18 protein-coding genes and 2 tRNA genes are annotated in these 24,288 nt (G+C 49.2%); 9 read left to right on the top strand and 11 right to left on the bottom strand.

Going from position 1 to position 24,288, the window contains the following annotated elements; all coding sequences use genetic code 11:
- From VFS25_RS22030 to mtaB, 6 genes are all read right to left on the bottom strand, one after another.
- A partial coding sequence (locus VFS25_RS22030) for a GIY-YIG nuclease family protein (RefSeq protein ID WP_326464340.1) occupies positions 1-181 on the bottom strand: 181 nt, incomplete at its 3' end.
- An 82-nt stretch (positions 182-263) separates the two neighbouring features.
- On the bottom strand, positions 264-527 hold the full coding sequence (locus VFS25_RS22025; RefSeq protein ID WP_326464339.1) for a GIY-YIG nuclease family protein: 264 nt from the start codon (positions 525-527) through the stop codon (positions 264-266).
- Positions 528-572: 45 nt separating this feature from the next.
- Positions 573-647 (bottom strand) — tRNA-Val (locus VFS25_RS22020).
- Positions 648-780: 133 nt separating this feature from the next.
- A complete protein-coding gene (locus VFS25_RS22015; protein ID WP_326464338.1) occupies positions 781-3,351 on the bottom strand; it encodes a BamA/TamA family outer membrane protein in 2,571 nt (856 codons plus the stop codon).
- 411 nt (positions 3,352-3,762) lie between these two features.
- A tRNA-Val gene (locus tag VFS25_RS22010) sits at positions 3,763-3,837 on the bottom strand.
- Between the two features lie 405 nt (positions 3,838-4,242).
- Complete coding sequence (gene mtaB / locus VFS25_RS22005; RefSeq protein ID WP_326464337.1) at positions 4,243-5,520, bottom strand: tRNA (N(6)-L-threonylcarbamoyladenosine(37)-C(2))-methylthiotransferase MtaB; 1,278 nt, start codon at positions 5,518-5,520, stop codon at positions 4,243-4,245.
- Between the two features lie 132 nt (positions 5,521-5,652).
- On the opposite strand from mtaB, the gene VFS25_RS22000 reads away from it, so the two are divergent.
- From VFS25_RS22000 to priA, 3 genes are all read left to right on the top strand, one after another.
- Positions 5,653-6,063, top strand: a complete 411-nt coding sequence (locus VFS25_RS22000) for a DUF4258 domain-containing protein (protein ID WP_326464336.1) — start codon at positions 5,653-5,655, stop codon at positions 6,061-6,063.
- Positions 6,064-6,261: 198 nt separating this feature from the next.
- Positions 6,262-6,966, top strand: a complete 705-nt coding sequence (locus VFS25_RS21995; RefSeq protein ID WP_326464335.1) for a lysophospholipid acyltransferase family protein — start codon at positions 6,262-6,264, stop codon at positions 6,964-6,966.
- A gap of 4 nt (positions 6,967-6,970) precedes the next feature.
- Positions 6,971-9,415, top strand: coding sequence for a replication restart helicase PriA (gene priA, locus VFS25_RS21990; protein WP_326464334.1), 2,445 nt, complete (start codon positions 6,971-6,973; stop codon positions 9,413-9,415).
- A 98-nt stretch (positions 9,416-9,513) separates the two neighbouring features.
- Here priA and VFS25_RS21985 read toward each other — a convergent pair whose 3' ends face one another.
- The gene (locus VFS25_RS21985) at positions 9,514-10,182 is read right to left on the bottom strand and encodes an NAD(P)H-binding protein (RefSeq protein ID WP_326464333.1); all 669 of its coding nucleotides are present in this window, start codon (positions 10,180-10,182) and stop codon (positions 9,514-9,516) included.
- Positions 10,183-10,358: 176 nt separating this feature from the next.
- Between VFS25_RS21985 and murB the strand changes: the two genes are divergently transcribed.
- The gene (gene murB / locus VFS25_RS21980) at positions 10,359-11,375 is read left to right on the top strand and encodes a UDP-N-acetylmuramate dehydrogenase (protein ID WP_326464332.1); all 1,017 of its coding nucleotides are present in this window, start codon (positions 10,359-10,361) and stop codon (positions 11,373-11,375) included.
- A 133-nt stretch (positions 11,376-11,508) separates the two neighbouring features.
- On the opposite strand, the gene VFS25_RS21975 is transcribed toward murB, so the two are convergent.
- The 4 genes from VFS25_RS21975 to VFS25_RS21960 all read right to left on the bottom strand — a co-directional run bounded on the left by VFS25_RS21975 (position 11,509) and on the right by VFS25_RS21960 (position 14,219).
- Complete coding sequence (locus VFS25_RS21975) at positions 11,509-12,468, bottom strand: YpdA family putative bacillithiol disulfide reductase (protein ID WP_326464331.1); 960 nt, start codon at positions 12,466-12,468, stop codon at positions 11,509-11,511.
- Positions 12,469-12,666: 198 nt separating this feature from the next.
- Entirely contained in the window at positions 12,667-13,386 is a 720-nt protein-coding gene (locus tag VFS25_RS21970) for a type 1 glutamine amidotransferase (protein ID WP_326464330.1), read from the bottom strand.
- Positions 13,387-13,455: 69 nt separating this feature from the next.
- The gene (locus VFS25_RS21965; protein WP_326464329.1) at positions 13,456-13,983 is read right to left on the bottom strand and encodes a DinB family protein; all 528 of its coding nucleotides are present in this window, start codon (positions 13,981-13,983) and stop codon (positions 13,456-13,458) included.
- Between the two features lie 62 nt (positions 13,984-14,045).
- Positions 14,046-14,219: a hypothetical protein gene (locus VFS25_RS21960; RefSeq protein ID WP_326464328.1), complete on the bottom strand. Its 174-nt coding sequence runs from the start codon at positions 14,217-14,219 to the stop codon at positions 14,046-14,048.
- A 587-nt stretch (positions 14,220-14,806) separates the two neighbouring features.
- On the opposite strand from VFS25_RS21960, the gene VFS25_RS21955 reads away from it, so the two are divergent.
- The 5 genes from VFS25_RS21955 (at position 14,807) to VFS25_RS21935 (ending at position 24,287) form a co-directional block, all read left to right on the top strand.
- Entirely contained in the window at positions 14,807-16,984 is a 2,178-nt protein-coding gene (locus VFS25_RS21955) for an outer membrane beta-barrel protein (RefSeq protein WP_326464327.1), read from the top strand.
- A gap of 180 nt (positions 16,985-17,164) precedes the next feature.
- Positions 17,165-20,254: a lantibiotic dehydratase gene (locus VFS25_RS21950; protein WP_326464326.1), complete on the top strand. Its 3,090-nt coding sequence runs from the start codon at positions 17,165-17,167 to the stop codon at positions 20,252-20,254.
- A complete protein-coding gene (locus VFS25_RS21945; RefSeq protein WP_326464325.1) occupies positions 20,229-22,412 on the top strand; it encodes a peptidase domain-containing ABC transporter in 2,184 nt (727 codons plus the stop codon). The genes VFS25_RS21950 and VFS25_RS21945 overlap by 26 nt, the downstream gene beginning before the upstream one ends.
- Positions 22,413-22,546: 134 nt before the next feature.
- Entirely contained in the window at positions 22,547-22,744 is a 198-nt protein-coding gene (locus tag VFS25_RS21940) for a class I lanthipeptide (RefSeq protein ID WP_326464324.1), read from the top strand.
- 184 nt (positions 22,745-22,928) lie between these two features.
- The gene (locus VFS25_RS21935) at positions 22,929-24,287 is read left to right on the top strand and encodes a S41 family peptidase (protein WP_326464323.1); all 1,359 of its coding nucleotides are present in this window, start codon (positions 22,929-22,931) and stop codon (positions 24,285-24,287) included.
- The last annotated feature ends 1 nt before the right edge of the window (position 24,288 follow it).

Here is a 24,288-nt window from a genome sequence, read left to right as displayed (position 1 = left end):
ATGCAAGGTGTTTTGAGCTGTACGGCTCATTATAAATCATGGTCCAATCGCCGGTTTTGCCTGTAAAACCTTTATGGTTGGAGTTATGGCGGCGCAAGCGTTCATTGAGGTCATCGCCGGTGTGGCCGATATAGTACTGGTTTCTGGTAGGTGAATACAGAATACAAACATGGAATAGCATAAAAAGAAAAAAGCCTTGCGTTTGGCAAGGCTTTTATTGAAATCGTGGGAGTTGACGGGTTCGAACCGCCGCCGCCTCCGGCTTATGAGTCGGAGTGCTCTGAATTAATGAGCGCCTCAATTCTTTTGCGGCTCTTCCAGGCTTTTATCTCGCGCTCCCTTTGATATGCAAGGTGTTTTGAGCTGTACGGCTCATTATAAATCATGGTCCAATCGCCGGTTTTGCCTGTAAAACCTTTATGGTTGGAGTTATGGCGGCGCAAGCGTTCATTGAGGTCATCGCCGGTGTGGCCGATATAGTACCTGCCTTTGGTAGGTGAATACAGAATATAAACATGGAATAGCATAAAAAGAAAAAAGCCTTGCATTTGGCAAGGCTTTTATTGAAAGTGTGGGAGTTGACGGGTTCGAACCGCCGACCCTCTGCTTGTAAGGCAGATGCTCTGAACCAGCTGAGCTAAACTCCCTTTTTGTTGTTTTCCATCGACCTTTTGTTCAATGGGATTGCAAAGATATACTTTTTCTGATAATTACAAATTTTCAGAAGAAAATTGTGATCCTTTAAAATGAGAATTACCGGGGAAGCCGCTATCAGCAAGGTTAAAACCGGAACCCCGCGGTGATGTACGGCAATGCCCCTTCTGCAGAAAACCCTACGGAAGCCTGCACAAGAAATAGCTCTGCCGGAATAATATAAAGCCCCGCACCATAACCGTCATGCCATTGGTGAGAAGATTCTCCGGGCATCCAAACGCGGCCAACATCATTAAATGCAAGTATACCTACGCTGCCCGGCAGCAGGTAAGAGGTAAAGTCAAATAATTTCAGCCGTAGCTCCAGGTTGTAATACACGCCGGTTTTACCGGTGAAGCGATTTGTATGAAAGCCGCGCAGTACCTGGGCACCACCCAGCTGCATCATCTGGAAGTAGGCGGGATCTCCGAAGGTTGTGCCTCCTGCAATACGATTGGCCATTACCAAAGTAGAGTCGCCAAGCAGGGGTATATAAAAGCTGAACTCACCCGTTAGCTTGCCATAAGTAACGTTGGAACCATTGATCTGCCGCATACCGCTAAGCGTGGCGCTCCAGGTAAGGCCTTTATACGGAAGCATGCTGCTGTTCCGTGTGTCAGCTGCGATGCCTGCTACCAGGCCGGCGTACAGGCGGTCGTTAAATACATGCTCGTCGGGGAAAGCGCCGTTATACGCATTCAGGAAGCGGTGTGTATTATTATAGCTGGAGCTGGTATAGAACTGGCCTGCTATACCGCCGCTAATGGTAATATGGTTACCTATATCGCGGTAAAGCCTTACATCGCCGTTAACAAGGTCATAGCGGTTACGATAGTAGGAAATTTCTTTATGCCCTTCATTTACAAATACGGATTCATTACCCAAACCAAAAAAGTTACTCAGATTGTGTGGCCCGCGTGACAGCACATTAATACGCAGATCATTTTTCCCGATCAGGTGTTTATAGTCGGCAAGGTATTCCAGCAGAAAGGATTGCCGGCCGGTTACATAGCTAACGATAAGCTGATGTTGCCGGGCATAGGGAGCTTTGCGGAAGCCCTGTTTCTCAATCATCATATTGGCCCGTACCATTAGTCCCTGATCAGGGTTGTATTGGGCTGAGAACAACGGACCAAACCTGTCAAATGCAAAACTATGGCGGTTGTAGCTGTTAACCAGGGAGTCGGTGTTTGTTTTGACTTTTGCATTGGCAGGAGAGGCAATGTGATTCTTTTTATCGGAGCGGTCATAGATATATAACCTGCCCTTGTTGGGTACCTGGCTGTCAACAAAAAAGCTATCCGGATCGCTGCCGCCAATCATACGCACCTTAATGGAGGACTTTTCATTGCCGGTTACAGTAAACAGATCTTTGCCATCCAGCCCATATAAACGTATTTCTTTGGTAACTGCGGGATCAAATACTCTATTATATAAAGTATCGGTAACGGTATCGTCTTTTTTAAGCTTATTGATTGTAACATTCATATGGCCATCCGGCAGCTTGCGAATATTGAAATATTCCCGCTGGTCAGATGCCGGAACATCTACATACCGGGATATGAACCGGTAGTACTGCATGGCCTGGCGGTCCAGCGCATTTCTGCGGGCAATAAAAGTACGGATGATCTTTTCCCCGGACAGTTTAAAGATGGTGTCCGGCATTTGGTGTATGGCGTAGCTGATAAGACTATCTGTAAGGGTGATCTGCACAAACCGAATCTCCTGCTGCCAGTCGGCTGCGCTCAAACCGTTCAGAAAGTACCGGTCAAAGTAGCGAGCGTTAAAATTGAAGCCATTAATATCACGGATGGTATTATGATAGCCCTGGAATTTGGATTTGAGCCACTGGTGAGAAACGATCCAGGGAAAAACACCGGTGGTGTTGTAATACACCTGGTCCCGGTCGCGGGGAACAGGCGTATATGTTGTATGCTTTTTGCTTTTCTTTTCTTCCCAACGCCACTGATCTTCATGACGGTCCCAGTCGCCCAGCAGCATATCCAGCAGTCGTGCCCTGAGCACCATTCGTTGGTTTACCTGTACGTCGTGGTCTTTTTCCAGCTTATGCTGTGTTTTTTCTGTATTGTCGGTATCCTCGGCATCTATGGGCGCTCTTTCCTCAAACAGAAAAACAGCATTGCCGAAATCTTTCCGGTATTCGCCCAGGGCCGGATCATCCGGTACATACACAATCTGTGGATTGGCATGCGGGATGCCGAGTGCGGCTGCCAGCGGCGGTACAGTAAGCGAGCCATATGGATGGGCGGTTACTACCTGGTCCTGCAGAATGTCTTTGGTGATGGTGGCTTTCAGGCTGGCAGGTAACCCGCGTTCTGGATATTTCTGGATGGTGCGCAACACCCATTCCTGCCCGTTTGGATCGCGCAGGCGCAGTGACTTGGTTTGAAGGCCGCCGCCTTTTTGCAGGATGGTAAGTCCGCCTTTTTCCTGCGACAGGTGAAATATTTTCAGTGTAACAGGCGCTGCCCATAGCTTGCGGTAGCTTTCGCCAAATAAGATGCGGTGCAGGCCACTCACGTCATCATAGCCAGGAGCAATAGCTACCCGGATGCTGTCGCCTGCCGGTATTTGTGCCTGGGCTGTAACAGTTGTTACCAGGAGCGTCAGGCCGAGAAACAATTTGTGTACGCTCATCCGGTTGTTTTCTGGTAGCGACGGATATAACGACCCGCTATAATCAACCTTTTTTCCGTCGGGGAGTTGAAGATAATAACAATGTTTGTGCCGTGCACATGTGTATAAAAAGATTTGGGGTATTTAAAACAGAAAAGCCTTGCTATTTGCAAGGCTTTATTGAAATCGTGGGAGTTGACGGGTTCGAACCGCCGCCCCCTCCGGCTGTTAAGCCGGAGTGCACTGCACCAATTTAAGCAGGTTCATAAAACAGAAAAGCCTTGCTATGCGCAAGGCTTTTATTGAAATCGTGGGAGTTGACGGGTTCGAACGGCCGCCCCCTCCGGCTTAGGAGCCGGAGAGCACTGCACCAATTTAAGCAGGTTCATAAAACAGAAAAGCCTTGCTACTTGCAAGGCTTTATTGAAATCGTGGGAGTTGACGGGTTCGAACCGCCGACCCTCTGCTTGTAAGGCAGATGCTCTGAACCAGCTGAGCTAAACTCCCTTTATATTTTTCTCAGTTGATCCGACCCTTCCGATTGAATCGGAATGCTCTGAACCAGCTGAGCTAAACTCCCTTTATATTTTTCTCAGTTGATCCGACCCTTCCGATTGAATCGGAATGTTCTGAACCAGCTGAGCTAAACTCCCTTTATATTTTTCTTAGTTGATCCGACCCTTCCGATTGAATCGGAATGTTCTGAACCAGCTGAGCTAAACTCCCTTTATATTTTTCTCAGTTGATCCGACCCTTCCGATTGAATCGGAATGCTCTGAACCAGCTGAGCTAAACTCCCTTTTTTGTTGTTTTTATCAAACCTTTTGTTTGACGGGATTGCAAAGGTATAAACTATTTTTATTTTGCCAAATTTTTTCCGGGGTTCTTTGTTTTTTTCTGACTATCAACCGCTTAGCGCAGCTCCCAGTCTACCAGCTCATTTACCCACTCTGCCCGGTATGGGGTGGTTACCTTAATATAATTATCCGTATAACCATCCATCATACCATCTTTCTGATGCGACTCAAAAAGCACCTTACGGATATGCCCGGTGTGCTGTTCAGTAAAATACTGCATCTTCTTATGGCTCAGGTTACGCAGCATTTTGTTACGCTCATGCCGAACCGCTACCGGCACTACCGGGGTAATGTCCATTGCGTGGGTATTGGCGCGCTCAGAGTAGGTAAATACATGCAGGTAGGAAATATCCAGGTCATGCAGGAAATTGTAGGTTTCCTGGAAATGATCATTGCTCTCGGAAGGGAAGCCTACAATCACATCCACCCCAATACAGCAATGCGGCATAAACTGCTTTATCAGCGCTACTTTTTCCGCATACAGCTCGCGGCGGTAACGACGGCGCATAAGGCCCAGTATGTGGTTACTGCCGCTTTGCAGCGGAATATGAAAGTGTGGCATGAACTTGCGGCTGTTGGCTACAAATTCAATGATCTCGTTGCTTAGCAGGTTAGGCTCTATGGAGGAAATGCGGTAGCGTTCAATGCCTTCCACCTCATCCAGGGTCTGTACCAGCTCATAAAAAGTTTCTTCCCGCTTTTTACCGCCCTGCAGCCCTTTGCCAAAATCGCCCAGGTTTACGCCGGTGAGCACAATTTCCTTTACGCCATTGGCCGCCAGTTCGCGGGCATTGGTCAGCACATTTTCCACGCTGTCGCTACGGCTTTTACCGCGGGCCATGGGAATGGTGCAGAAAGCGCAGGTGTAGTCGCAGCCGTCTTGCACTTTCAGGAAAGTACGGGTGCGGTCATGCAGGGAGTAAGAAGTATGAAATGTATTAACATTCTCAATATCACAGGAGCATATGCGGGTGCTGTCGCCTTTGGTAAGGGTTTTCAGGTGCTCGGTAATATTGAACTTTTCCGCAGCGCCCAGTACCAGGTCTACCCCGTCAATAGCAGCTATTTCCGCCGGCTTCAGCTGGGCATAGCAGCCGGTGATTACCACCATGCTTTCCGGGGCCCGGCGCTGAATGCGCCTTACCAGCTGCCGGCATTCCTTGTCGGCGTTGTCGGTAACAGAACAGGTGTTGATCACGTACACATCGGCCTGTCCGTCAAAATCCGTTTTCACAAACCCGTCCTGTTCCAGCAACCTGCTCAGGGTAGAGGTTTCTGAAAAGTTGAGCTTACAGCCCAGGGTATGAAAAGCCACTGTTTTTGCCTGTGTCATAAAGGAGGGCAAAGTTACGAACTTTTATCACTAAGTGTTATTGCCACATTTTGCCGGCAAAAATGGGAAAAAAGTGTAAGTTTAATATATTGCTGACCTCATTACAAATCTGAATGCATGAAACCGGGGGCAATGCACAAGTACTTCCCTGTACTATTACTGGCCATCTTATTATTGATTGCGTGGCGCTGGCAGTGGTGGAAAAGACCGCAACAGGCATCATCGTCGGGCCCGCCGATACCGGAAATTGTAGATGATGATCCAGGATTTGACCGCACGGCCCGCCTTGAATATACCGATCATGCCCGTTGCCGGATGGATTGCCGCCATGTTACGGAAAAAGAAGTGCAGGAAATTATGGCCCAGGGCCGTATTGACCTGGCTAAATCCAACCTGCGCGACCGCCCTTGCCCTACTTATGCGCTGGAAGGCTATTCGCACGACGGGCAGCATTTGCGTATCATTTTTGCGCCCTGTGGGGGAGCCACCCGCGTGGTTACCTGTATTGACCTGGATCAACACTGGCCATGCAAATGCGACTAACCGGCTCCAAACTGCTGTAAATAAATGTTGTGGAGCCCCTGGCGGCCGCTAATTGATAATTCGTAATTGATTATTGGCAATAGTTGCTTAATTTTCCGGTTTGGTGTTCACCTAAAGGGACCTGTGTTTATGAAGTTTTTACTAAAGCCGGTACAGTTAATATATGTAATATATGCGCTGTTAGTTTGGTTGGGGATTATGTTCCTCATTCTTCCTTTTATAGCCCTGGCATCCCTGCTGGGAAAAGTAAGGGGAGGCAATATCACTTTTTACTTCCTGCGCCTGTGGGCACACCTCTGGTTTCCGCTGGTAGGTATATGGGTTCGCAAAATACATCAGGATGATCATGAGAAAGGCACCTTCGTATACACTGTAAACCACCGTTCCTACCTGGATGCCTGTATTGCCGTAAAGGTAATGGGCTTGCCCTTTCGCCCGCTGGGCAAAATTGAAATGAAGAAAATACCGTTTTTCGGGTTTATTTATAAACAGTCGGTAGTATTGGTAGACAGGTCCAGCGCGGCGGGCCGCTCCAACAGCGTGCGGGAAATGATGTATATGATCAGGCAGGGGATTTCCGTGCTTATTTTCCCCGAAGGAACCACTAATGAAACCGATAGCTTGTTAACGCCTTTTCATAACGGCGCTTTTCGTATAGCCATTGAAACACAAACGCCTTTAAAGCCGGTGCTGTACCTCGACAGCGGCATCCGGTTCTCCAATAAAAAAATGCTGGACCTTTCACCCGGGCGCTGCCGGATATTGTTCCTGCCTTCTATACCGGTGGAGGGCCTTACCATGAGCGACCTGCCGGCACTGAAGGAAAAAGTGTTCAATATTATGTACGCCGCCCTGAAGGAGCATTCCGAATATACCGATGTGGTATTAGGGCAGGCTAGTTAAATCCATGAAATACGCAGATGTAATATTACCGCTGGCCTTACCCAAAAACTATACATACGCTATACCGCCCGGTATGGAAGCAACCATCCAGGCGGGCAGCCGTGTGGCCGTACAACTGGGCCGGCAAAAGAAATATGCCGGTATTGTAAAAGCCGTGCATGAGCATGCGCCCCCCGACTACAAAACCAAACCCCTGCTGGACCTCCTGGATAAAGAACCGGTCGTATACCCGGCACAGTTATCTTTCTGGCAGTGGATTGCATCGTATTACATGTGTACAGAAGGAGAGGTGTTGAACGCCGCCCTGCCTGCACACCTGAAGCTTTCCAGCGAAACCATCTTACTGTTTAACGACGCCTATGGCGACGATTTTTCTGCTTTGGGAGATGATGAATACCTGGTGGCGGAAGCCCTGCTGATCCGTAAGGAGCTGCGCATTGGAGAGGTGCAGCTGGTACTGGATAAAGCAGATGTGTATACGACTATCAAAAAGCTGATAGAAAAAAAGGTGTGCCTGGTGCATGAGGAGTTAAAAGAGGCTTATAAAGAGAAAAAGGAAAATTATGTGCAGCTGCACCCCGCTTATGAGCAGGAAGAGCAGCTGGCAGCCCTGTTCAACGAAATGGGACGGGCGCCCAAGCAAATGGAGCTGCTGCTGGCCTACCTGCACCTCCTGAAAACACAGGGCGCTGTTTTACAAAGCGAGCTGCTGAAAAAATCCGGCGCTACTGCCGCGCAGCTGAAAGGGCTGGTAGATAAAAACATTGTTTGGATAGAAAAACGGGTGGTGGACCGTGTGCCGGGCACCAAAGCGGAAGCCCAGATAGATTTTACCCTGAGCCCTGCCCAGGAAACCGCCCTGCTGGCCGTGCGGCAAAGTTTTGTGCAAAAGCCGGTAACGCTGCTGCATGGGGTAACCTCCAGCGGCAAAACGCAGGTATATGTAAAGCTGATAGAAGAATACATAGCCACCGGTAAGCAGGTGTTATACCTGTTACCGGAAATAGCGCTTACAGCGCAGATCATCCGCCGCCTGCAAAAGCACTTTGGCAGCAAAATAGGCATTTACCACTCCCGCTTTAACAATAATGAACGGGTAGAAATATGGAACAAAGTAAAGAGCGGCGAGCTGCAAATTGTACTGGGCGCCCGTTCCAGCCTGCTGTTGCCTTTCCGCGACATAGGGCTTATTATATTGGATGAGGAGCATGATGCCTCCTACAAGCAGCAGGATCCCGCACCCCGCTATCACGCCCGCGATGCGGCCATTTATTATGCCGGCTTGTTCGGGGCCAGGGTGCTGCTGGGCTCTGCCACGCCCTCCCTGGAATCTTATTTTAACGCACAGCAGGGCAAATATGCGCTGGTTACGCTGGAAGAAAGATTTGGCGGGGTGGAGATGCCCTCCATTGAAATAGCGGATATTAAGCAGCCAACCGCCGAAAAACGGATGCTGCACAATTTTACGCCTATGCTGGCAGATGCGGTTAACCAAACCCTTGCAGCCGGCAAACAGGTAATCCTGTTCCAGAACCGGCGCGGGTATGCGCCCTTCCTGCTATGTACCACCTGTGGATGGATCCCGCATTGCAAACAGTGCGATGTATCGCTTACCTACCATCGCAACCAGGATAAGCTGCACTGCCACTACTGCGGCACGCAATATCCTTACCTGTATACCTGCGCGGCCTGCGGCAGCCAAACACTGGTGACCAAAAGCTTTGGCACCGAAAAGATAGAGGAAGACCTGCAGCAGCTGTTTCCGCAGGCCCGTATAGCCCGGATGGATGTGGATGCAGTGCGCAACAAAGACAGCCATAATAAAATGATACAGCAGCTGGAGCAGCAGCGTATAGACATACTCGTTGGTACGCAAATGGTAGTGAAAGGGCTCGATTTTGAGAATGTGAGCCTGGTGGGCATCCTCAGCGCCGACAGCCTGCTGAGCTACCCCGATTTTCGTGTAAATGAACGGGCATTCCAGCTGATGGAGCAGGTAAGCGGCCGCGCGGGCCGTAAAAAAGATAAGGGCCAGGTAGTGATACAGGCCAATAATACCCGGCATCCTGTATTACAGTATGTAACCCTGCATGACTATAAGGCCATGTACGATGCGGAAATTATGGAGCGGCAGCAATTCGGCTATCCGCCTTTTTTCCGTTTGCTGAAGATCACTGTTAAGCATAAGAAGCAGCAGGTGGCAGAACAGGCTGCGCAGATACTGGGCAGCTGGCTGCAGCCGCACCTGGGCCCGCAGCTTGTAGGCCCCGCTGCCCCGTTGGTAAGCCGGGTAAGGAATAACTATCTGCAGGAAATGTTAATTAAGCTGCCGCGGGAGTCAAAAGTAATTGCCCACACCAAACAGCTGCTGCGCGAACATTTTATAAAGCTGCAGGCAGAGAAAAAATTCCGTTCGGTAATCATTATCCCCGATGTAGACTGTGTATAGATGTGCGGATGTGCGGATATGCAGATGTGCAGATGGATTGACATTATTTTATTTTCATTTGCATATCTGCACATCCGCATATCTGCACATCTGCATATCTACAACGGTTCCCCTGCCATTTCCTTTATAGCATCTGACTCATAAATGTGCGTGCCGCTTTCTCCTTTCACGGCTGCGGCTACCATTGCCTTTGCCACGGTAAGGGCGCGTATGCCACGGTACTTTTTCCACCGGCCCTGCAGCAGAAAGTAAAATACCTGCACCAGCCATTGCGCAAACAGGTCGCCCGGGCGGGGCTCTTCCCGTTTGCCAAGCAGGGCTGACGGGCGAAACAAATGCAGGCTGTTAAAACCCAGGCGGGTTACGGCCTGCTCAACCTCTCCCTTGGTGCGCAGGTAAAAAAAGCGGGAATTTACATTGGCGCCGATAGATGATATTAGCAGGAACTGTTTAAAGCCATGCCGTTTAGCCAGGGTGGCGCAGCGCACAGGAATATCAAAATCTACCTTCCGGAATTGTTCCTTGCCGCCGGCTTTGCGCCGGGTGGTGCCTATGCAGCAGAACAATACATCGCCCTGCAGGGCGGCGGAAAGGCTTTCCTCATCTTTAAAATCCACAATAATACTTTCCAGCCCGGGCCGTTGCTTCAGTTCCGGTTTGCGCACCAGCACCTTTACCTTGTCAAAAGCAGGGTTGTGCAGCAGCAGGTTTACCAGGTGGCTGCCGGTAAAACCGGTGGCGCCAATTACAATAGCTGTCTGAGGCATTGTTCTGTTAATTATCTTTGTTCTTTTAGCTACTGGCCGCCGGCCGGTAGCAGTTAACTGCAACCTGTAGCGCTTACAGCCAGGTGATAGTTCAAATGGTTACAAGTAACAGGCCATAAATAGCCGGTATTACTTATAATCAATTCATATAAAGTTAAGTCATTGAATTCGCACATATGCAGGTAGCAGAAAATGTTTTACTCAGGCCGTACAATACATTTGGCATTGCCGCACAAGCCCGTTTTTTTGCCCCGTTTGCCACCCTGCAGCAGTTGCAGGAGCTGCTGGAAGATGCCCGCTGGAAAGCCGTTTCCCGCATGATATTAGGAGGAGGCAGCAATATCCTGTTTACCCGGGATTTTAATGGCCTGCTCCTGAAAAACGAGCTGAAAGGAATTACTGTTGTGGGAGAAGATACCGAATATGTATATGTGAAAGCAGGGGCCGGAGAAAACTGGCATCAGTTTGTACAATACTGTATAGCCAATAATTACGCGGGACTGGAAAACCTGTCGCTGATACCCGGCAATGTTGGCGCCAGCCCCATGCAGAATATCGGCGCTTACGGGGTAGAGATAAAAGATTATTTCTTTGGGCTGGAGGCCTGGCACCTGCATGACCATACGCTGGTAACCTTTAACAATGCAGATTGTGCCTTTGGCTACAGGGAAAGTGTGTTTAAGCGTAAATATAAAGGGCAGTTTGCAATACTATCTGTTACCTATCGCCTGCGTAAGCAGCCACAGTTCAATACCACCTATGGCGCCATAGAGCAGGAGCTGCAGCATATGGGCATAAAAGAGCTTTCTATACAGGCCATCAGCCAGGCCGTGATCAATATCCGCCGCTCCAAGCTGCCAGACCCTGCACAGATCGGCAATGCAGGCAGTTTCTTTAAAAACCCTACCATCAGCGGGGAACAGTTTGCTGCTGTTAAGCAGGCCCACCCTGATATTGTAGCTTATCCCGCAGCTAACGGGCAGTATAAGCTGGCAGCAGGCTGGTTGATAGAGCAATGCGGCTGGAAAGGCTTCCGCCGGGGCGATGCCGGCGTGCATGCCCGGCAGGCGCTGGTGCTGGTGAACTACGGCGATGCCAGCGGCAAGGAGATTTTTGATCTGTCGCAGGAAGTGCTGGATAGCGTACATGAAAAATTTGGCGTGCAGCTGGAACGGGAAGTGAATATCGTTTAATTATAATTACGAATGAAGGTAGTGTGTTTGTAACTGAAAATGCGTAATTGGGATGTATGACTACGGCAATAACTATCTGCCTGCAGGTTATTCAATGTATGTAAATAGCCCACTTCCGTAATTCGTAATTACATCATCCCTTTATGTGCGCAATAATCCTGTCCGCATGTTCCCTTGAGTTTTCTATAAACCATACATGCGTGTCCATACCGCCGCAAACTACGCCTGCCAGGTATATACGGGGCATATTGGTTTCCATGGTGTCCGGATCATAGGCAGGATATTTTTTCTCGTCTTTTGACAGCGCAATACCTGCCTTTTCCAGGAAGCTGAAGTTAGGCTGATAGCCTGTCATGGCAAGCACGTAATCATTTTCCACGGTTACGGTGCCCTCGGGGGTGGAAATATCTACCTCTCCCGGCCGGATGGCTTTTATTACAGAATGGCAATAGGCTTTAATAGAGCCTTCTTTAATACGGTTTTCAATATCCGGTCTTACCCAGTATTTCACCCGGCTGCCAATACCGCTTTCGCGGATCACCATGGTTACTTCCGCGCCTTTGCGCCAGGTTTCCAAAGCCGCATCCACAGCAGAGTTATGGGCGCCCACTACTATTATGCGTTGCATGGCGTAAAAATGCGGGTCTTTGTAGTAATGCTTTACTTTGGGCAGGTTTTCACCTGGTACGTTCATCAGGTTGGGAATATCATAAAAGCCCGTGGCAATTACAATGTGCCGTGCACTATAGCTTTGGCGTGGTGTAGTAACCGTATAGGTATCACCGTTAGGTGCGATATTTTGTACTTCCTCAAACAGCTTTATCCGCAGATGCCGGGAGGTGGCCACCCGCCGGTAATATTCCAGCGCTTCAGGGCGGGTAGGTTTTGCATTAATAGACATGAAAGGAATACCGTCTATCTCCAGCCTTTCAGAGGTAGAGAAGAAGGTCATGTTCAGGGGGTAATTGTATAATGAATTAACCAGGCAGCCTTTTTCCAGTATTATATAGCTCAGTCCTGCTTTTTGTGCCGCCAATCCACAGGCCATCCCAATAGGCCCTCCACCTACGATCAATAAATCCAATGTTTCCATAAGGATAAAATTACAAATTAAACGCTGAACCCTGTATGTAAAAGGCAAAAGGTAAAAAGCAAAAGCTGAACGCTGATGGCGGAAAACAAATGCCGGATGCGCGCGGCTGTCCCCGTAATGCCTGGTATAATCGCTTTTTCATATGCAACATCAGGTACCTGGCATTTGTTGACGGGCGTGCTGGTTAATATCAAGCGTTTAACTTCCCTGTTCGCCGGTCCGTGCCATATGATCCAGCAGCGCAAACATTGCTTCATTGCCAACATCAGCCAGCGAGCTGCGTTCGGCTATTTCCTCCGCAGTTTGTATGTAGGGGGCGGGCACCAGCTCGTCATCCCCGTACTGCACCATTTTCAGCACATCGTGGCGGCGCATCTCCAGGTGAAACTGCAGTGCTGTTACGTTACTGCCATATACAAAACCCTGGTTGGCGCAAGCTGTTGTAGCGGCAAAGCGGGTGGCTTGTGCCGGCAGGTCAAAGGTATCGCCATGCCAGTGAAATACGATGAGCTCCGGCGGGAAAGCCCCAGCCAGGGCTGCTGCGGGGCCTTCCGGCATAAACTGTACGGGAAACCAGCCGATCTCTTTTTCGCGGTTCGGGTAAACCCTGGCGCCCAGGGCAGCGGCAATCAGCTGCGCGCCCAGGCAAATGCCCAGTACCTTTTTTTGCTGTTGAATAGCTGCCGCAATATATTGCTGTTCCGCCGGCAGCCAAATGTAACGGTCGGTTTCATACACGCCCATTGGTCCGCCCATTACTATCAGCCAGTCAATTGACAGCAGGTCGGGCAATACGGCAGTAGGACTATACCACCTGGTAACAGTAACGGTGTGGCCGTTCTGCCTGGCCCAGTCTTCAATGCAGCCCAGTCCTTCAAAGGGAGCATGTTCAAAGTAGTGTATACGTAGTGGTTGCATGGTGCAAAAGTACTATTTTACTGCAGCCATGCCTACGCGCACTGCCGGCGCATACAAGGGTTGATTTTATTACGTCATATTTTCCAGGCTTGCTTCAATCCGGCTGATCTGCTGCAGGTGCCTTTCTGCATGGTAAATAAGATAATAAGCCCATTCCAGCCGCGTGAGGTAGCCGAAATTGTTGTGCTCCATATTTTCACATAGCCATTCCAGTGGTGCCTGTCGCAGGGCGGTTTTGATCATTTCCCGGTTTTCACGGAATGCAGGGCTGAAAGAGGCAATATCCTTATAGCCGCCGTTCAGTGTTTCCGGCTCGCCGGCAACCCGCAGACGATGGCCAAATTCCATGAAGTCCTGGGTTATTTGCTCCACCTTGCTGTCCGGCGCACGGTCTGTGATAGGATGGGAGGGGCCTTGTAAAGCTTTACACACAGCTTGTTCGGAAATGAGTATATGCTCCGCGCATTCCATAATGCTCCAGGTCGTTTGCCGGTTTTTTAACTGCAGCTTTTCTTTAGGAATGGCGTCCAGTATATCCAGGAAAAGGTTGGTGTTATTGTCCAGGTCGGTAAAAAGCTGATGAATATCTGGTATCATGGTCATTCGTTTTTGCTTTCACTTTGGCTACTGCAACATTATACCATTCATATCATATCCTTTCATGCGCCGGGCCTGCTCTCCAAATATGGCTGCCGGCAGGTGGCGGCGCCAATGGCCTGCCCGGGGTTATGATCCTGTAAGAGGGTTTGCAGACGGGCAATATCCAGGCGGTGGCGACTGACATTTTTGTTATGCCGCAACAGCCGCGTCACAGGCATAGCTTCAATAAACATGCCCGGATTTTTTGCGGCATACGTAAAAATGAGGCGGGCGCCTGCAGGAAAACGTTGTAAATAACCTAAGATTTTATCGCTCTTGTTACCCGTAAAAACACGGTGAATATCTTCCACTACCTCGTTTTGTCATGCAGCTATAGGCAATCCAGGGATCACATCGCAGATACTCCCGCTACGGGCGGCTGCCTGCTATGGCACGGCAAATGCTTTGCACACGGCCATTTTACCGGGGTAACCAGAACATAGCCGCTGCGGCCATTGATATGTAGGAGAATTCATTGATAATGGTCTGCAATACGCGGGGATGTACCTTAATGGCCCATCTATCCATAAAAGCGTTACTGCATCCGGGATGCACTGTTCAGGGTTGTTCGCTTTTGTACTGTTTATAAATATAAAGATTATGAAGCGTTTAATAGGATAATTATCATATTTTTATTTTGATGCCACACTTTTGTATCACTCCGGAACAACGGGGTTGGTACCCCGAAAGCTGGTGTTGGTGTATCATTTTTTTAACAGCAAATGCGCAAGCCTAGGTTTGTGTCAATATATTTAAGAAAATTCCGGAGAACCCGTACTGCATGAAATTTAGTATAACCCAAAGCGCAATGATGATGTACCTGGCAGCAGTGTGCCTGTGCTGGCACAGCGCAAAGGCCCAGTCAACAGATAGCTTGCGCAAACGGGACCTGCAGGAGGTAACGGTAAAAGGCAACAAACCATTTATAGTAATGCGCGCCGACAAAATTATTATGAACGTTGCGGAAAGCCCCGTAGCCGCAGGCAGCGATGCATTACAGGTGCTGTCACATGCCCCCGGTGTGGTGGACCAGGGCAGCGGTAACTATGAGCTGCGCGGTAAAAAGGTGACCATACTGGTTGATGGAAAGGACAGCCGTCTTTCCGGCGACGAGCTGAAAGAGTGGCTGGCCGCGATGCCTGCCGGCAGCATTGACCGTGTAGAGCTTATCGGCAATCCGCCTGCGCGTTATGATGCAAAGGGCATGGCCATCATCAACATTATTACGGTCAGGAACCGGAACTTTGGCACCAACGGTACCTTTACTGCAGGTCCTGGTGCAGGGCAGTACACACGCTATGTGGCCGGCCTGGGGTTAAACTACCGCAATGCAAGGCTGAATATATACGGCAGCTATGACTACCAGTATAACAAACAATATTACCAGCTGTACTCTTCCCGCGTGCTGGATGCGCATACAAATATTGCAGAAGATACCTGGGAAACAAGGGAGCGTAACAACCATTCCTTTAAAGCCGGCGCAGACTATACGATTAACGCCCGCAGCACCGCAGGCATTATGCTTAAAGGGCTGCTGAACTACCGGTACCGTAAGGTATTCACTACCTCTGTAAGGGATTACATGGGCGAAGCATCCGACTCTTTTTCCACAGTAGGCACCACCGGCGATCTGCAGATATTTAACCCGTTTGTAAATGCATACTATAAAACGGATTTTGATACCAGCGGCCGGCAGCTGGTTGTGAATGCCGACTATTTTAATTATGACAAAACCTGGAGCGATAATTATATAACCAACTTTTACGATCCAAAAGGGATGACGCTGGAAACGCCTTACCTGCTGCGCGATAACTCGCCGGCCAATAACACCATTACCTCCATAGCGGCGGACTATACGCAGCCGCTATGGAAAGGTAAGCTGGAAGCAGGTTTAAAAAGCACCTTTACTACTACAGATAATGACATACGATGGGAGCAGCAAACAGGCGGCGCTTGGGTAACAGACGCCGGCAAAACCAATCATTTCATTTACCGGGAAAATATCTATGCCGCTTATGTCAGCTATGACCGGAGCATTAAAAAGTTTGACCTGCAGGCCGGCCTGCGTGGAGAGGAAACACATATGGAAGGAGTATCGCTTACGCTGGATCAGACAAATACCCGCAACCAGTTTAACCTGTTCCCGTCTGTTGGCGTAACATATAACCATTCTGATAAGCACCGGTATGGCATAACTTACCGGAAAAGTATAGAGCGGTTCAGCTTTAATATTGTAAACCCGTTTGTAACTTATGTGAGCCAGTATTTTTATTACCAGGGCAATCCGAACATCCGTCCTTCTATAGGCAATAGTGTGGAGCTGTCCTATACATACAACAACGAACTGTTTTCCACCCTGAGCTACCAGCATTACAGCCAGGTGCTTACGGATATTTACCGGCAAGATACCGGCGATGTGGTTATCAGCACCTATGTAAACCTGCGATCTGCCTACGCAATGAATGCCAGCGTTACGCACTCAAAAAACCTGCTGCATAACCATTGGGTAAGCACCAATACAGTAATGGCCACTTATGCCAAGTACAATGAAAAGCGCGGAGCGCAGCTTACCAACTCGGGAATAGGCGTGTATGTAAACACCAGCAATACCTTTATCCTGGCTAAAGGGCTAACAGCAGAAGTGTCGGCCACTTATAATTCACCCATGGCCTTCGGGGTTTATAAAATGAAGTCGCGCTATTTTGTGGATGCCGGTATATCCAAAAGCATACTGCATAATACGGGTAAGCTTACGTTTAATGTAACCGATATTTTTAATTCGCTTACAACCAAATATGATGTGGCCTCTTTTGGCGTCATGTCTTCATATAACAATAAAATAGAGTCACGCTTTATGCGGCTGGTATTCTCGTATAAATTCGGCAACCAGCATGTGAAAGCCGCCAGCAACCGGAGAACCGGTATAGAAAAGGAACAAAGAAGGATGGAAGGGAACTGACCAACTGCACATTTTTTCGTTTAACCATTAATACTGCAATATATGACTATCGCACACAAACCTGCCAGTATATAGAGCGGCCTTTCATCCTGTGCCCCTTTTAGGAGATCTGGTAATCCCCGCTAACTGTTTATTCCTTTTGTCTTATAAGTTTAATAACCCGTAAACGCAAATGCGCTTATGAAAAATCTGTATGTCTTTGATGAGCGCCTGGTGCTCAGAACTCCCGCGTATTCCCTGTCAACGGCTGTGCCGGACCTGCTCCCCCTGTTGCAGGATACTGCCTTCCTGGAAGCCATTTACCTGGCCTCACCGGTGTTATACAATGCCTGCATTAAGTGGCGGGATGGCCATTTAACCAATAAAAAGGAAATTGAGAAAATTACCCGCGCATTAAATAAGTACTACACCCGTATGAGCAGCCGCTGCACGCCTTTTGGCCTGTTTTCCGGCTGCGCGGTAGTGCACTGGAGTAAACAGCAAACAGCTGTGCAAATACAGGGCCGGCAACGCCATACGCGGTTAGATATGCACTATTTATGTGCGCTTGCAGCTGAACTGGCACAATTACCGGGCATTCGCAGCCGGCTGCTGTATTTTCCCAACAGCAGCGCATATACAATTGGCGATGAGCTGCGGTATGTGGAATATCAATACCTGGAAGGTAAGCGCATACACCGCATCAGCGCAGTAACGGACAGCGGGTATGTACAACGGTTGATAAATGCTGCATATAACGGCGCTACCATTCAACAGTTAGCCCGATGGCTGCAGGATGACGATATTGCTGGTGCCGATGCGCACGCATTTATAGAAGAGCTGATAGCCGCGCAGGTATTGGTAAGCGAAATAGAACCCGCTATTACCGGCCCTGAATTTTTACAACAGCTCATTACCGTACTGGAAAAACTGTCGGATGATGTAACGGTAAAGCATATATTAGATATGCTGCATAAGGTAAATGCCGGGCTGCAGCAGCTGGATGCCTGTAACAATAATAATATCGGGCAATATCGCGCTATCATACAGCAGCTGGATAAGCTGGGCGTGCCTTATGAGGAAAGTAAGCTGTTCCAGGCCGATATGGTGCAGCAGGTAACCGGCGCCGGCATACACGCCGGTATACAACAGCAGCTGCAGGAGGCGCTGGAAGTAATGAACAGGCTGTACACGCCCCGCAGCAACACTTACCTGGAAACCTTTAAGCAACGTTTCCTTGCACGTTATGAAGAAAAAGAAATGCCCCTGCTGGAGGTGCTTGATGCGGAAACCGGCATTGGCGACATCAGCGGCAGCAGCAGCAACATTACCCCCTTGGTAGATGATGTGGTGGTAAGAACGGGTGAAAGCACCCTGCAGTACAACTGGGGCCGGCAGGAAGCGTTATTGCAGCAATGGCTGCTGGATGCTTATGCCGGCGGAGCCTATACGATTAATGTGAAAGAGGAAGACCTGGAAGGCCTTACCCCGGGCTGGCAGGATTTGCCTGCATCTTTTGCAGTAATGTTTCGCCTGGCTGCTGCCGACACGCTATACGTGGAGAGCGTGGGCGGCTCCAGCGCTGCTAACCTGCTGGGCCGTTTTGCCCATGCCGATGCAGCCATACACAATATGGTAAATGATATTACCCGGCAGGAGCAGGAGCGGGATCCCGGTGTTGTGTATGCCGAAGTGATACACCTGCCCGAGAGCCGTACAGGTAATGTGCTGCTGCACCCTGCTTTCAGGGCATATGAAATTCCGTACCTGGCCAAATCATCGCTCGACAGGGAACAGCAGATTGATGTGCAGGACCTGTATGTAACAGTAAAGCGCAATAAGGTAATGCTGTACTCCCGCCGGTTGGGCAAGCAGGTAATACCCCGTTTAAGCACTGCGCATAATTATTTCAGCAATGCATTACCGGTGTACCGTTTTCTTTGCGAATTACAGCTGCAGGATAAAAGGCCGGGACTTACCTTTCAATGGGGCGGGCTGGAAAATAAATATCGTTTTTTACCCCGGGTACAATACAGGAATACCATTCTGCACCTGGCTACCTGGAACCTGGGCCGGCAGGATATACCGGCTCCCGGCAGCGCTGCCATGCAGGCCTTCCGTGAAAAATGGAAGCTGCCGCAGCTAGTGGTGCTGGCCGACGGCGATAATGAGCTGCTTATTAATTTTGAAGACGCTGACATGGTAGCCACATTTATGGAGGCAATCAGACGCAAGCCGGCATTTACATTACGGGAATTTGTACAGCAGCAGCAATGTATAACAGATGCTAACGGAAATGCATATGCCAACCAGCTGGTGGCGGTGTTAAACCGCAAAGCACCGGCATACCCCGCCGATATGCAGCCTGCCGGTATTTTCAGCGCCTGCCTGCAACGGCAGTTCATACCAGGCAGCGAATGGCTGTACTATAAGCTGTACTGCGGCGCAAGGTCTGCCGATAAAATACTGGTTAATGCCGTTAAGCCTGTTACAGCGCTGCTGGAAGAAAAAGGTTTTACAGACAAATGGTTCTTTATTCGCTATAACGATCCCAACTTTCACATACGCCTGCGTTTTCATGTAACGGATGTAGCACATGTAGGTGCTGTAATGCAGCAGGTACAGGCACACCTGCAGCCTTTTGTAAGCGCCGGCTATATACACAGCTTTCAGCTGGACACTTACAACCGTGAAGCAGAACGTTACGGCGCCAACACCATAGAGCTGGCCGAAACATTCTTTTACCATGATAGTGTAGCCTGCCTGTCGATGCTGGATAGCACTATTGGAGATGAACGGGAAAACATCCGCTGGCTATGGGCCTTACGTGCGGTAGATGAGCTACTGAACAGCTGCTGCCTCACCACGGTTGAAAAGCTGGAGTTGCTTACCCCGCTGAAAGCTGCATTTGCAGCGGAATTTAATATGGACAAAGCCCTGAAGCTGCAGCTGGACAACAAATACCGCCATTGCCAGCGTGCAATAGCTCAAATGATGGATGCAGAAAAGTTGCGGCAGGAGTGGAGGCCTTTGATCACTATTTTACATGAAAGATCAGCGCTGCTGTCGCCGGTATTTTGCCAGCTAACAGGCCTCCGGCAGGCCGGTAAGCTGCAGGTGCCCCTGTCTGGCCTGTTAAGCAGCTTTATGCATATGATGATTAACCGCATTGCCCTGGCCAAGGCCCGCAAGCAGGAAATGGTGATGTATGATTTCCTGGTAAGGTATTACCACTCAATAACCGCCCGCAATAAAGCCATGTTACATGCTAAAACAGTTCCCTCACTATAGGCAGCACGACGAGATGGATTGCGGCCCTGCCTGCCTGCGCATTATCGGCAAATATTACGGCAGGTTATTTTCACTCGAATACCTGCGGGAGCTGTGCCACACTTCCCGTGCAGGATCAAGCCTGTTAAGCCTGAGTGAAGCCGCTGAAGAGCTGGGATTTCGCACAGCCGGCATGCGCCTCACCTATCACGATCTTGCAGCAGACCAGCCTTTTCCCTGCATTGCTTACTGGAACCAGCGCCATTTTATTGTGGTGTACCGTATAAAAGGTAAAAAGGTATATGCATCTGATCCTGCGCACGGCCGTATTATTTACACGCAGGAGGAGTTTATGAAAGGGTGGGCCACAACAGATACTTCGGGCATCATCCTAAGCCTGCAGCCATCTGCGGCTTTGGAAGCAAACACTGCCGCCGCACCGGAAAATACAGGCAGCCTGCGTTTTATATACAAATACCTGCGGCAGTACCGGGGCTTTATAGGCTGGCTGCTGTTGGTACTGCTGGCGGGCAGCCTGCTGCAAATGGCTTTTCCTTTTCTGACACAAGGCATTGTAGATACGGGCATCCGCAAAAAAAACCTGCCTTTTATTTACATAATGTTGCTGGCGCAGCTGCTGCTGTTTGCGGGCAAAACAATAGCCGGCATTATACAGGGCTATATGTTGCTGCACCTGGGCAATCGTATTAACCTGCAGCTGCTGTCCGATTTTTTTAAGAAGCTGATGAAGCTGCCATTGGGCTATTTTGATGTTAAGATGGCAGGCGATATACTGCAGCGTATTAATGATCACCAGCGGGTAGAAGGGTTTATGACCTCCGGTGTGCTGAACATGCTGTTTGCAGTGTTTAACCTGCTGGTGTTTGGTATTGTGCTCATTATTTACAACCCGCTCATTTTTGTTGTATTTGCAGTATTCAGCATATTGTATTTCAGCTGGATTTCCTTTTTCATGAAGAGGCGCGCCACGCTGGATTACAAGCGTTTTAACCAGCTTACCAAAAACAATGAGCAGCACCTGGAGCTTATTTATGGCATGCAGGAAATAAAGCTGCATAATGCGGAAAGTAAAAAAAGGGGGCAGTGGGAGCAGCACCAGCTGAAGCTATTTGCCACCAACCTTACCAGCCTTAAAATAGGGCAGCTGCAAAGCGGCGGCGCCGCCATGATCAATGAGCTTAAGAACATTCTTATTTCGTTCCTGGCTGCCCGGCTGGTGCTGCAGGGGCACATGAGCCTGGGTGTAATGCTGTCTGTTTCCTATATTACCGGTCAGCTGAACATCCCCGTACTGCAGCTGTCCGACTTTTTCAAGTCCTGGCAGGATGCGCGCCTGAGCCTTAACCGTATTAACGAAATACATCAGCGGCCGGATGAAGAGGCATTCCAGCCGGAAAATAATGCAGTTGTGCCGGCAGGCGACATTCACATACAGCAGCTGTGTTTCCGTTATGAGAAATGCACCCGTGCACCTATGGTGCTGCAGGATATTAACCTGCTCATACCCCGGCATAAAATTACTGCCATTGTTGGCGACAGCGGCAGCGGTAAAACTACCTTGCTCAAGCTGCTGCTGCGCTTTTATGAACCGGAAAGCGGCAATATTGCTATTGCCGGCCAACCCTTAACAGCTATTCCTCACAGCCGCTGGCGGGAAAAATGCGGCGTGGTTATGCAGGAGGGTTACCTGTTTAATGACTCCATTGAACATAATATTGCCGTTGGCGCAACGGAAATTAACCGGGAAAGGCTGGCCTATGCCGCGCATATAGCCAATATACACGGTTTCATAGCATCGTTGCCGTTAGGGTACCAGACCCGTATTGGTCAAAGCGGCGCAGGCCTCAGCACCGGCCAGAAACAGCGGCTGCTTATTGCCAGGGCAGTGTACAAGAACCCGGAGGTACTGTTCTTTGATGAAGCTACCAGCGCGCTGGATGCCCGCAATGAAAGGGTGATCATTGAAAACCTGAATAACTTTTTTGAAGGCCGTACGGTAGTGGTAATAGCACACCGTCTTAGTACAGTAAAACATGCAGATAAGATTATTGTCATGGAAAGAGGACGGATCGTGGAAACCGGCAACCACCAGCAGCTGATAAGCGAAAGAGGCTGTTATTATAACCTCGTGAAGAACCAGCTGGAGCTGGGGAAATAATTGCCCCGGTTTCGTACCTACAATCTCCCGCTTCATGTAAAGCTTTTCCTGCAGCTGTTTTATCTGTTTAGTTTTAACCTGTTAAACCATTAGACACTACAATGGAAACCTTTATCAAAACCCAAAAACACCCAATGATGAAAAAGACTGTAATAAACGATGACAAAAAGCTTAAACTGAACAAAACCACTATTGTTATGCTTGATGCAGAAAAACTAAGCAGGATCTGGGGCGGTAACCAGATAGAAAGTGACGGTGACTCTACCTACCAGGGCTGCGATACCACTACAACACCCACTACTCCCACCACTAATATAAAGGGTACGTTGTAATAAAAAGGGAATCCTGTACCACAGGAAAGATGTTATATTGATTACCTGTTTATGCTGAACGCTAATCCCCGCAACCGGGAGCAGCGCGGCATGCACGGGTAATCAATTTGTTGTTTACAAAACGGCGAAATGTATGAAATTAACTTGGGCAGCTTTATTAGTTTTATTTTTAAATGTAAAAGGCATGTGCCAGCAATGTAATTGCAGCAACAGCTTTAAAGAGCTGATGCAAAAGGTGGAAACCAATTACCCGGGCTTTGCGGACAAAGTAACCGCGGCCAACCGCAGGGAATATGAGCGTATTACAGACAGCGCCGTGAAAGCTTCCGCTGCGGCAGATATGCACGGGTGTATACCCATCATGCGTAGCTGGCTGGCATTCTTTAAAGACCATCACATGGGTGTAGGCATTAACCCTGACGCTGCCAACCATACAACTATCCGGGAGCTGTTCAGCAAGGGAGCGCACATGCCGGTATCTGAAGCAAGCCTTATTGCGTACTTAAAAAATAACAGCAGCCGTCTTGACAGCCTGGAGGGTATATGGGAAGACGAGTCGAAATTTTACCGCATTGGCATAAAAAAAGAGGGAAAGATATTTATTGGTTTTATCCTCCAAGCAGATAGTCTTTTCTGGATGCCGGGGCAGGTTAAGCTCAAGGCAGCAAAAAAAGGAACCCATTATAAAATGCTTACTTTCCTGGACAGGGAACATTTTCCGTCCACACCGGATATGGAAGTGGCTGGGCACACGCTCCGGATAAGCAATTTCGGCAACTGGTACCGCGTATATCCCGGGCCGCCGCCGGCTAAAAAGGCAGCGGCCAAAGACCCGTTGCTGCCTTCCTTCAAAAAACTGGATAAGGAAACGGCCCTGCTGGTAATACCCAGCTTTCGCATGACCTACACCGAAGCCATAGACAGCCTGGTTACAAACGAACCGGCTATTGCCGGAAGCAGGCACCTGATCATTGACCTGCGCAATAACAGCGGCGGCGTAACGCTGGGATTTGAAAAGCTGCTGCCATTGATCTACACAAAACCATTCATTACAAAAGGCGCTGCTGTACTGGCCACTGATGATAATATCCAGAGCTATATACGGGTGCTGGATAACCCTGAGCTGTCGGACAGTATGAAGAATGTGGTGAGGAGCGATGTGGCCAAGCTGCAGGCCAGCCGCGGAAAGTTCTGCGAGCTTTGGCCGGATGATACGCTGCGGTTTAACCAGGTGCTGCCTTATCCCCAAAAAGTATCTGTAATAATAAACGGGCAATGCGCCAGCAGCACAGAGTATTTTTTGCTGAAAGCCCGGCAAAGCAGCAAGGTTACTATTTTCGGGCAGCATAGCATGGGTGCTATTGACTATTCCAATGCCGTGCTCACCACCCTGTCATGCAGCTTTTACGCTTTCCGCTATCCCACCTCCCGCTCTAACCTGCTCCCCGGGGAGCCGTTGGATAACATTGGAATACAGCCGGATGTGAGAATTGGAGATAATATTGTAGATTGGATTGCGTTTGTGAAATCCTTCAAGCCGTAGC

Origin of the sequence: Chitinophaga sp. (genome assembly GCF_035761305.1) — a bacterium.
Classification (GTDB): domain Bacteria; phylum Bacteroidota; class Bacteroidia; order Chitinophagales; family Chitinophagaceae; genus Chitinophaga.
This window is presented reverse-complemented; position numbering and strand designations above follow the sequence as displayed.

Coding starts and splice junctions, on each gene's coding strand:
- VFS25_RS21985 (WP_326464333.1), bottom strand. CDS start 10,182: ATGCCTCAGACAGCTATTGTAATTGGCGCCACCGGTTTTACCGGCAGC.
- priA (WP_326464334.1), top strand. CDS start 6,971: ATGAAATACGCAGATGTAATATTACCGCTGGCCTTACCCAAAAACTAT.
- VFS25_RS21945 (WP_326464325.1), top strand. CDS start 20,229: ATGCTAAAACAGTTCCCTCACTATAGGCAGCACGACGAGATGGATTGC.
- VFS25_RS21960 (WP_326464328.1), bottom strand. CDS start 14,219: ATGTTTATTGAAGCTATGCCTGTGACGCGGCTGTTGCGGCATAACAAA.
- VFS25_RS21940 (WP_326464324.1), top strand. CDS start 22,547: ATGATGAAAAAGACTGTAATAAACGATGACAAAAAGCTTAAACTGAAC.
- VFS25_RS21995 (WP_326464335.1), top strand. CDS start 6,262: ATGTTCCTCATTCTTCCTTTTATAGCCCTGGCATCCCTGCTGGGAAAA.
- VFS25_RS22015 (WP_326464338.1), bottom strand. CDS start 3,351: ATGAGCGTACACAAATTGTTTCTCGGCCTGACGCTCCTGGTAACAACT.
- murB (WP_326464332.1), top strand. CDS start 10,359: ATGCAGGTAGCAGAAAATGTTTTACTCAGGCCGTACAATACATTTGGC.
- VFS25_RS21965 (WP_326464329.1), bottom strand. CDS start 13,983: ATGATACCAGATATTCATCAGCTTTTTACCGACCTGGACAATAACACC.
- VFS25_RS21955 (WP_326464327.1), top strand. CDS start 14,807: ATGAAATTTAGTATAACCCAAAGCGCAATGATGATGTACCTGGCAGCA.
- VFS25_RS22000 (WP_326464336.1), top strand. CDS start 5,653: ATGCACAAGTACTTCCCTGTACTATTACTGGCCATCTTATTATTGATT.
- VFS25_RS21950 (WP_326464326.1), top strand. CDS start 17,165: ATGAAAAATCTGTATGTCTTTGATGAGCGCCTGGTGCTCAGAACTCCC.
- VFS25_RS21975 (WP_326464331.1), bottom strand. CDS start 12,468: ATGGAAACATTGGATTTATTGATCGTAGGTGGAGGGCCTATTGGGATG.
- mtaB (WP_326464337.1), bottom strand. CDS start 5,520: ATGACACAGGCAAAAACAGTGGCTTTTCATACCCTGGGCTGTAAGCTC.
- VFS25_RS22025 (WP_326464339.1), bottom strand. CDS start 527: ATGCTATTCCATGTTTATATTCTGTATTCACCTACCAAAGGCAGGTAC.
- VFS25_RS21935 (WP_326464323.1), top strand. CDS start 22,929: ATGTGCCAGCAATGTAATTGCAGCAACAGCTTTAAAGAGCTGATGCAA.
- VFS25_RS21970 (WP_326464330.1), bottom strand. CDS start 13,386: ATGCAACCACTACGTATACACTACTTTGAACATGCTCCCTTTGAAGGA.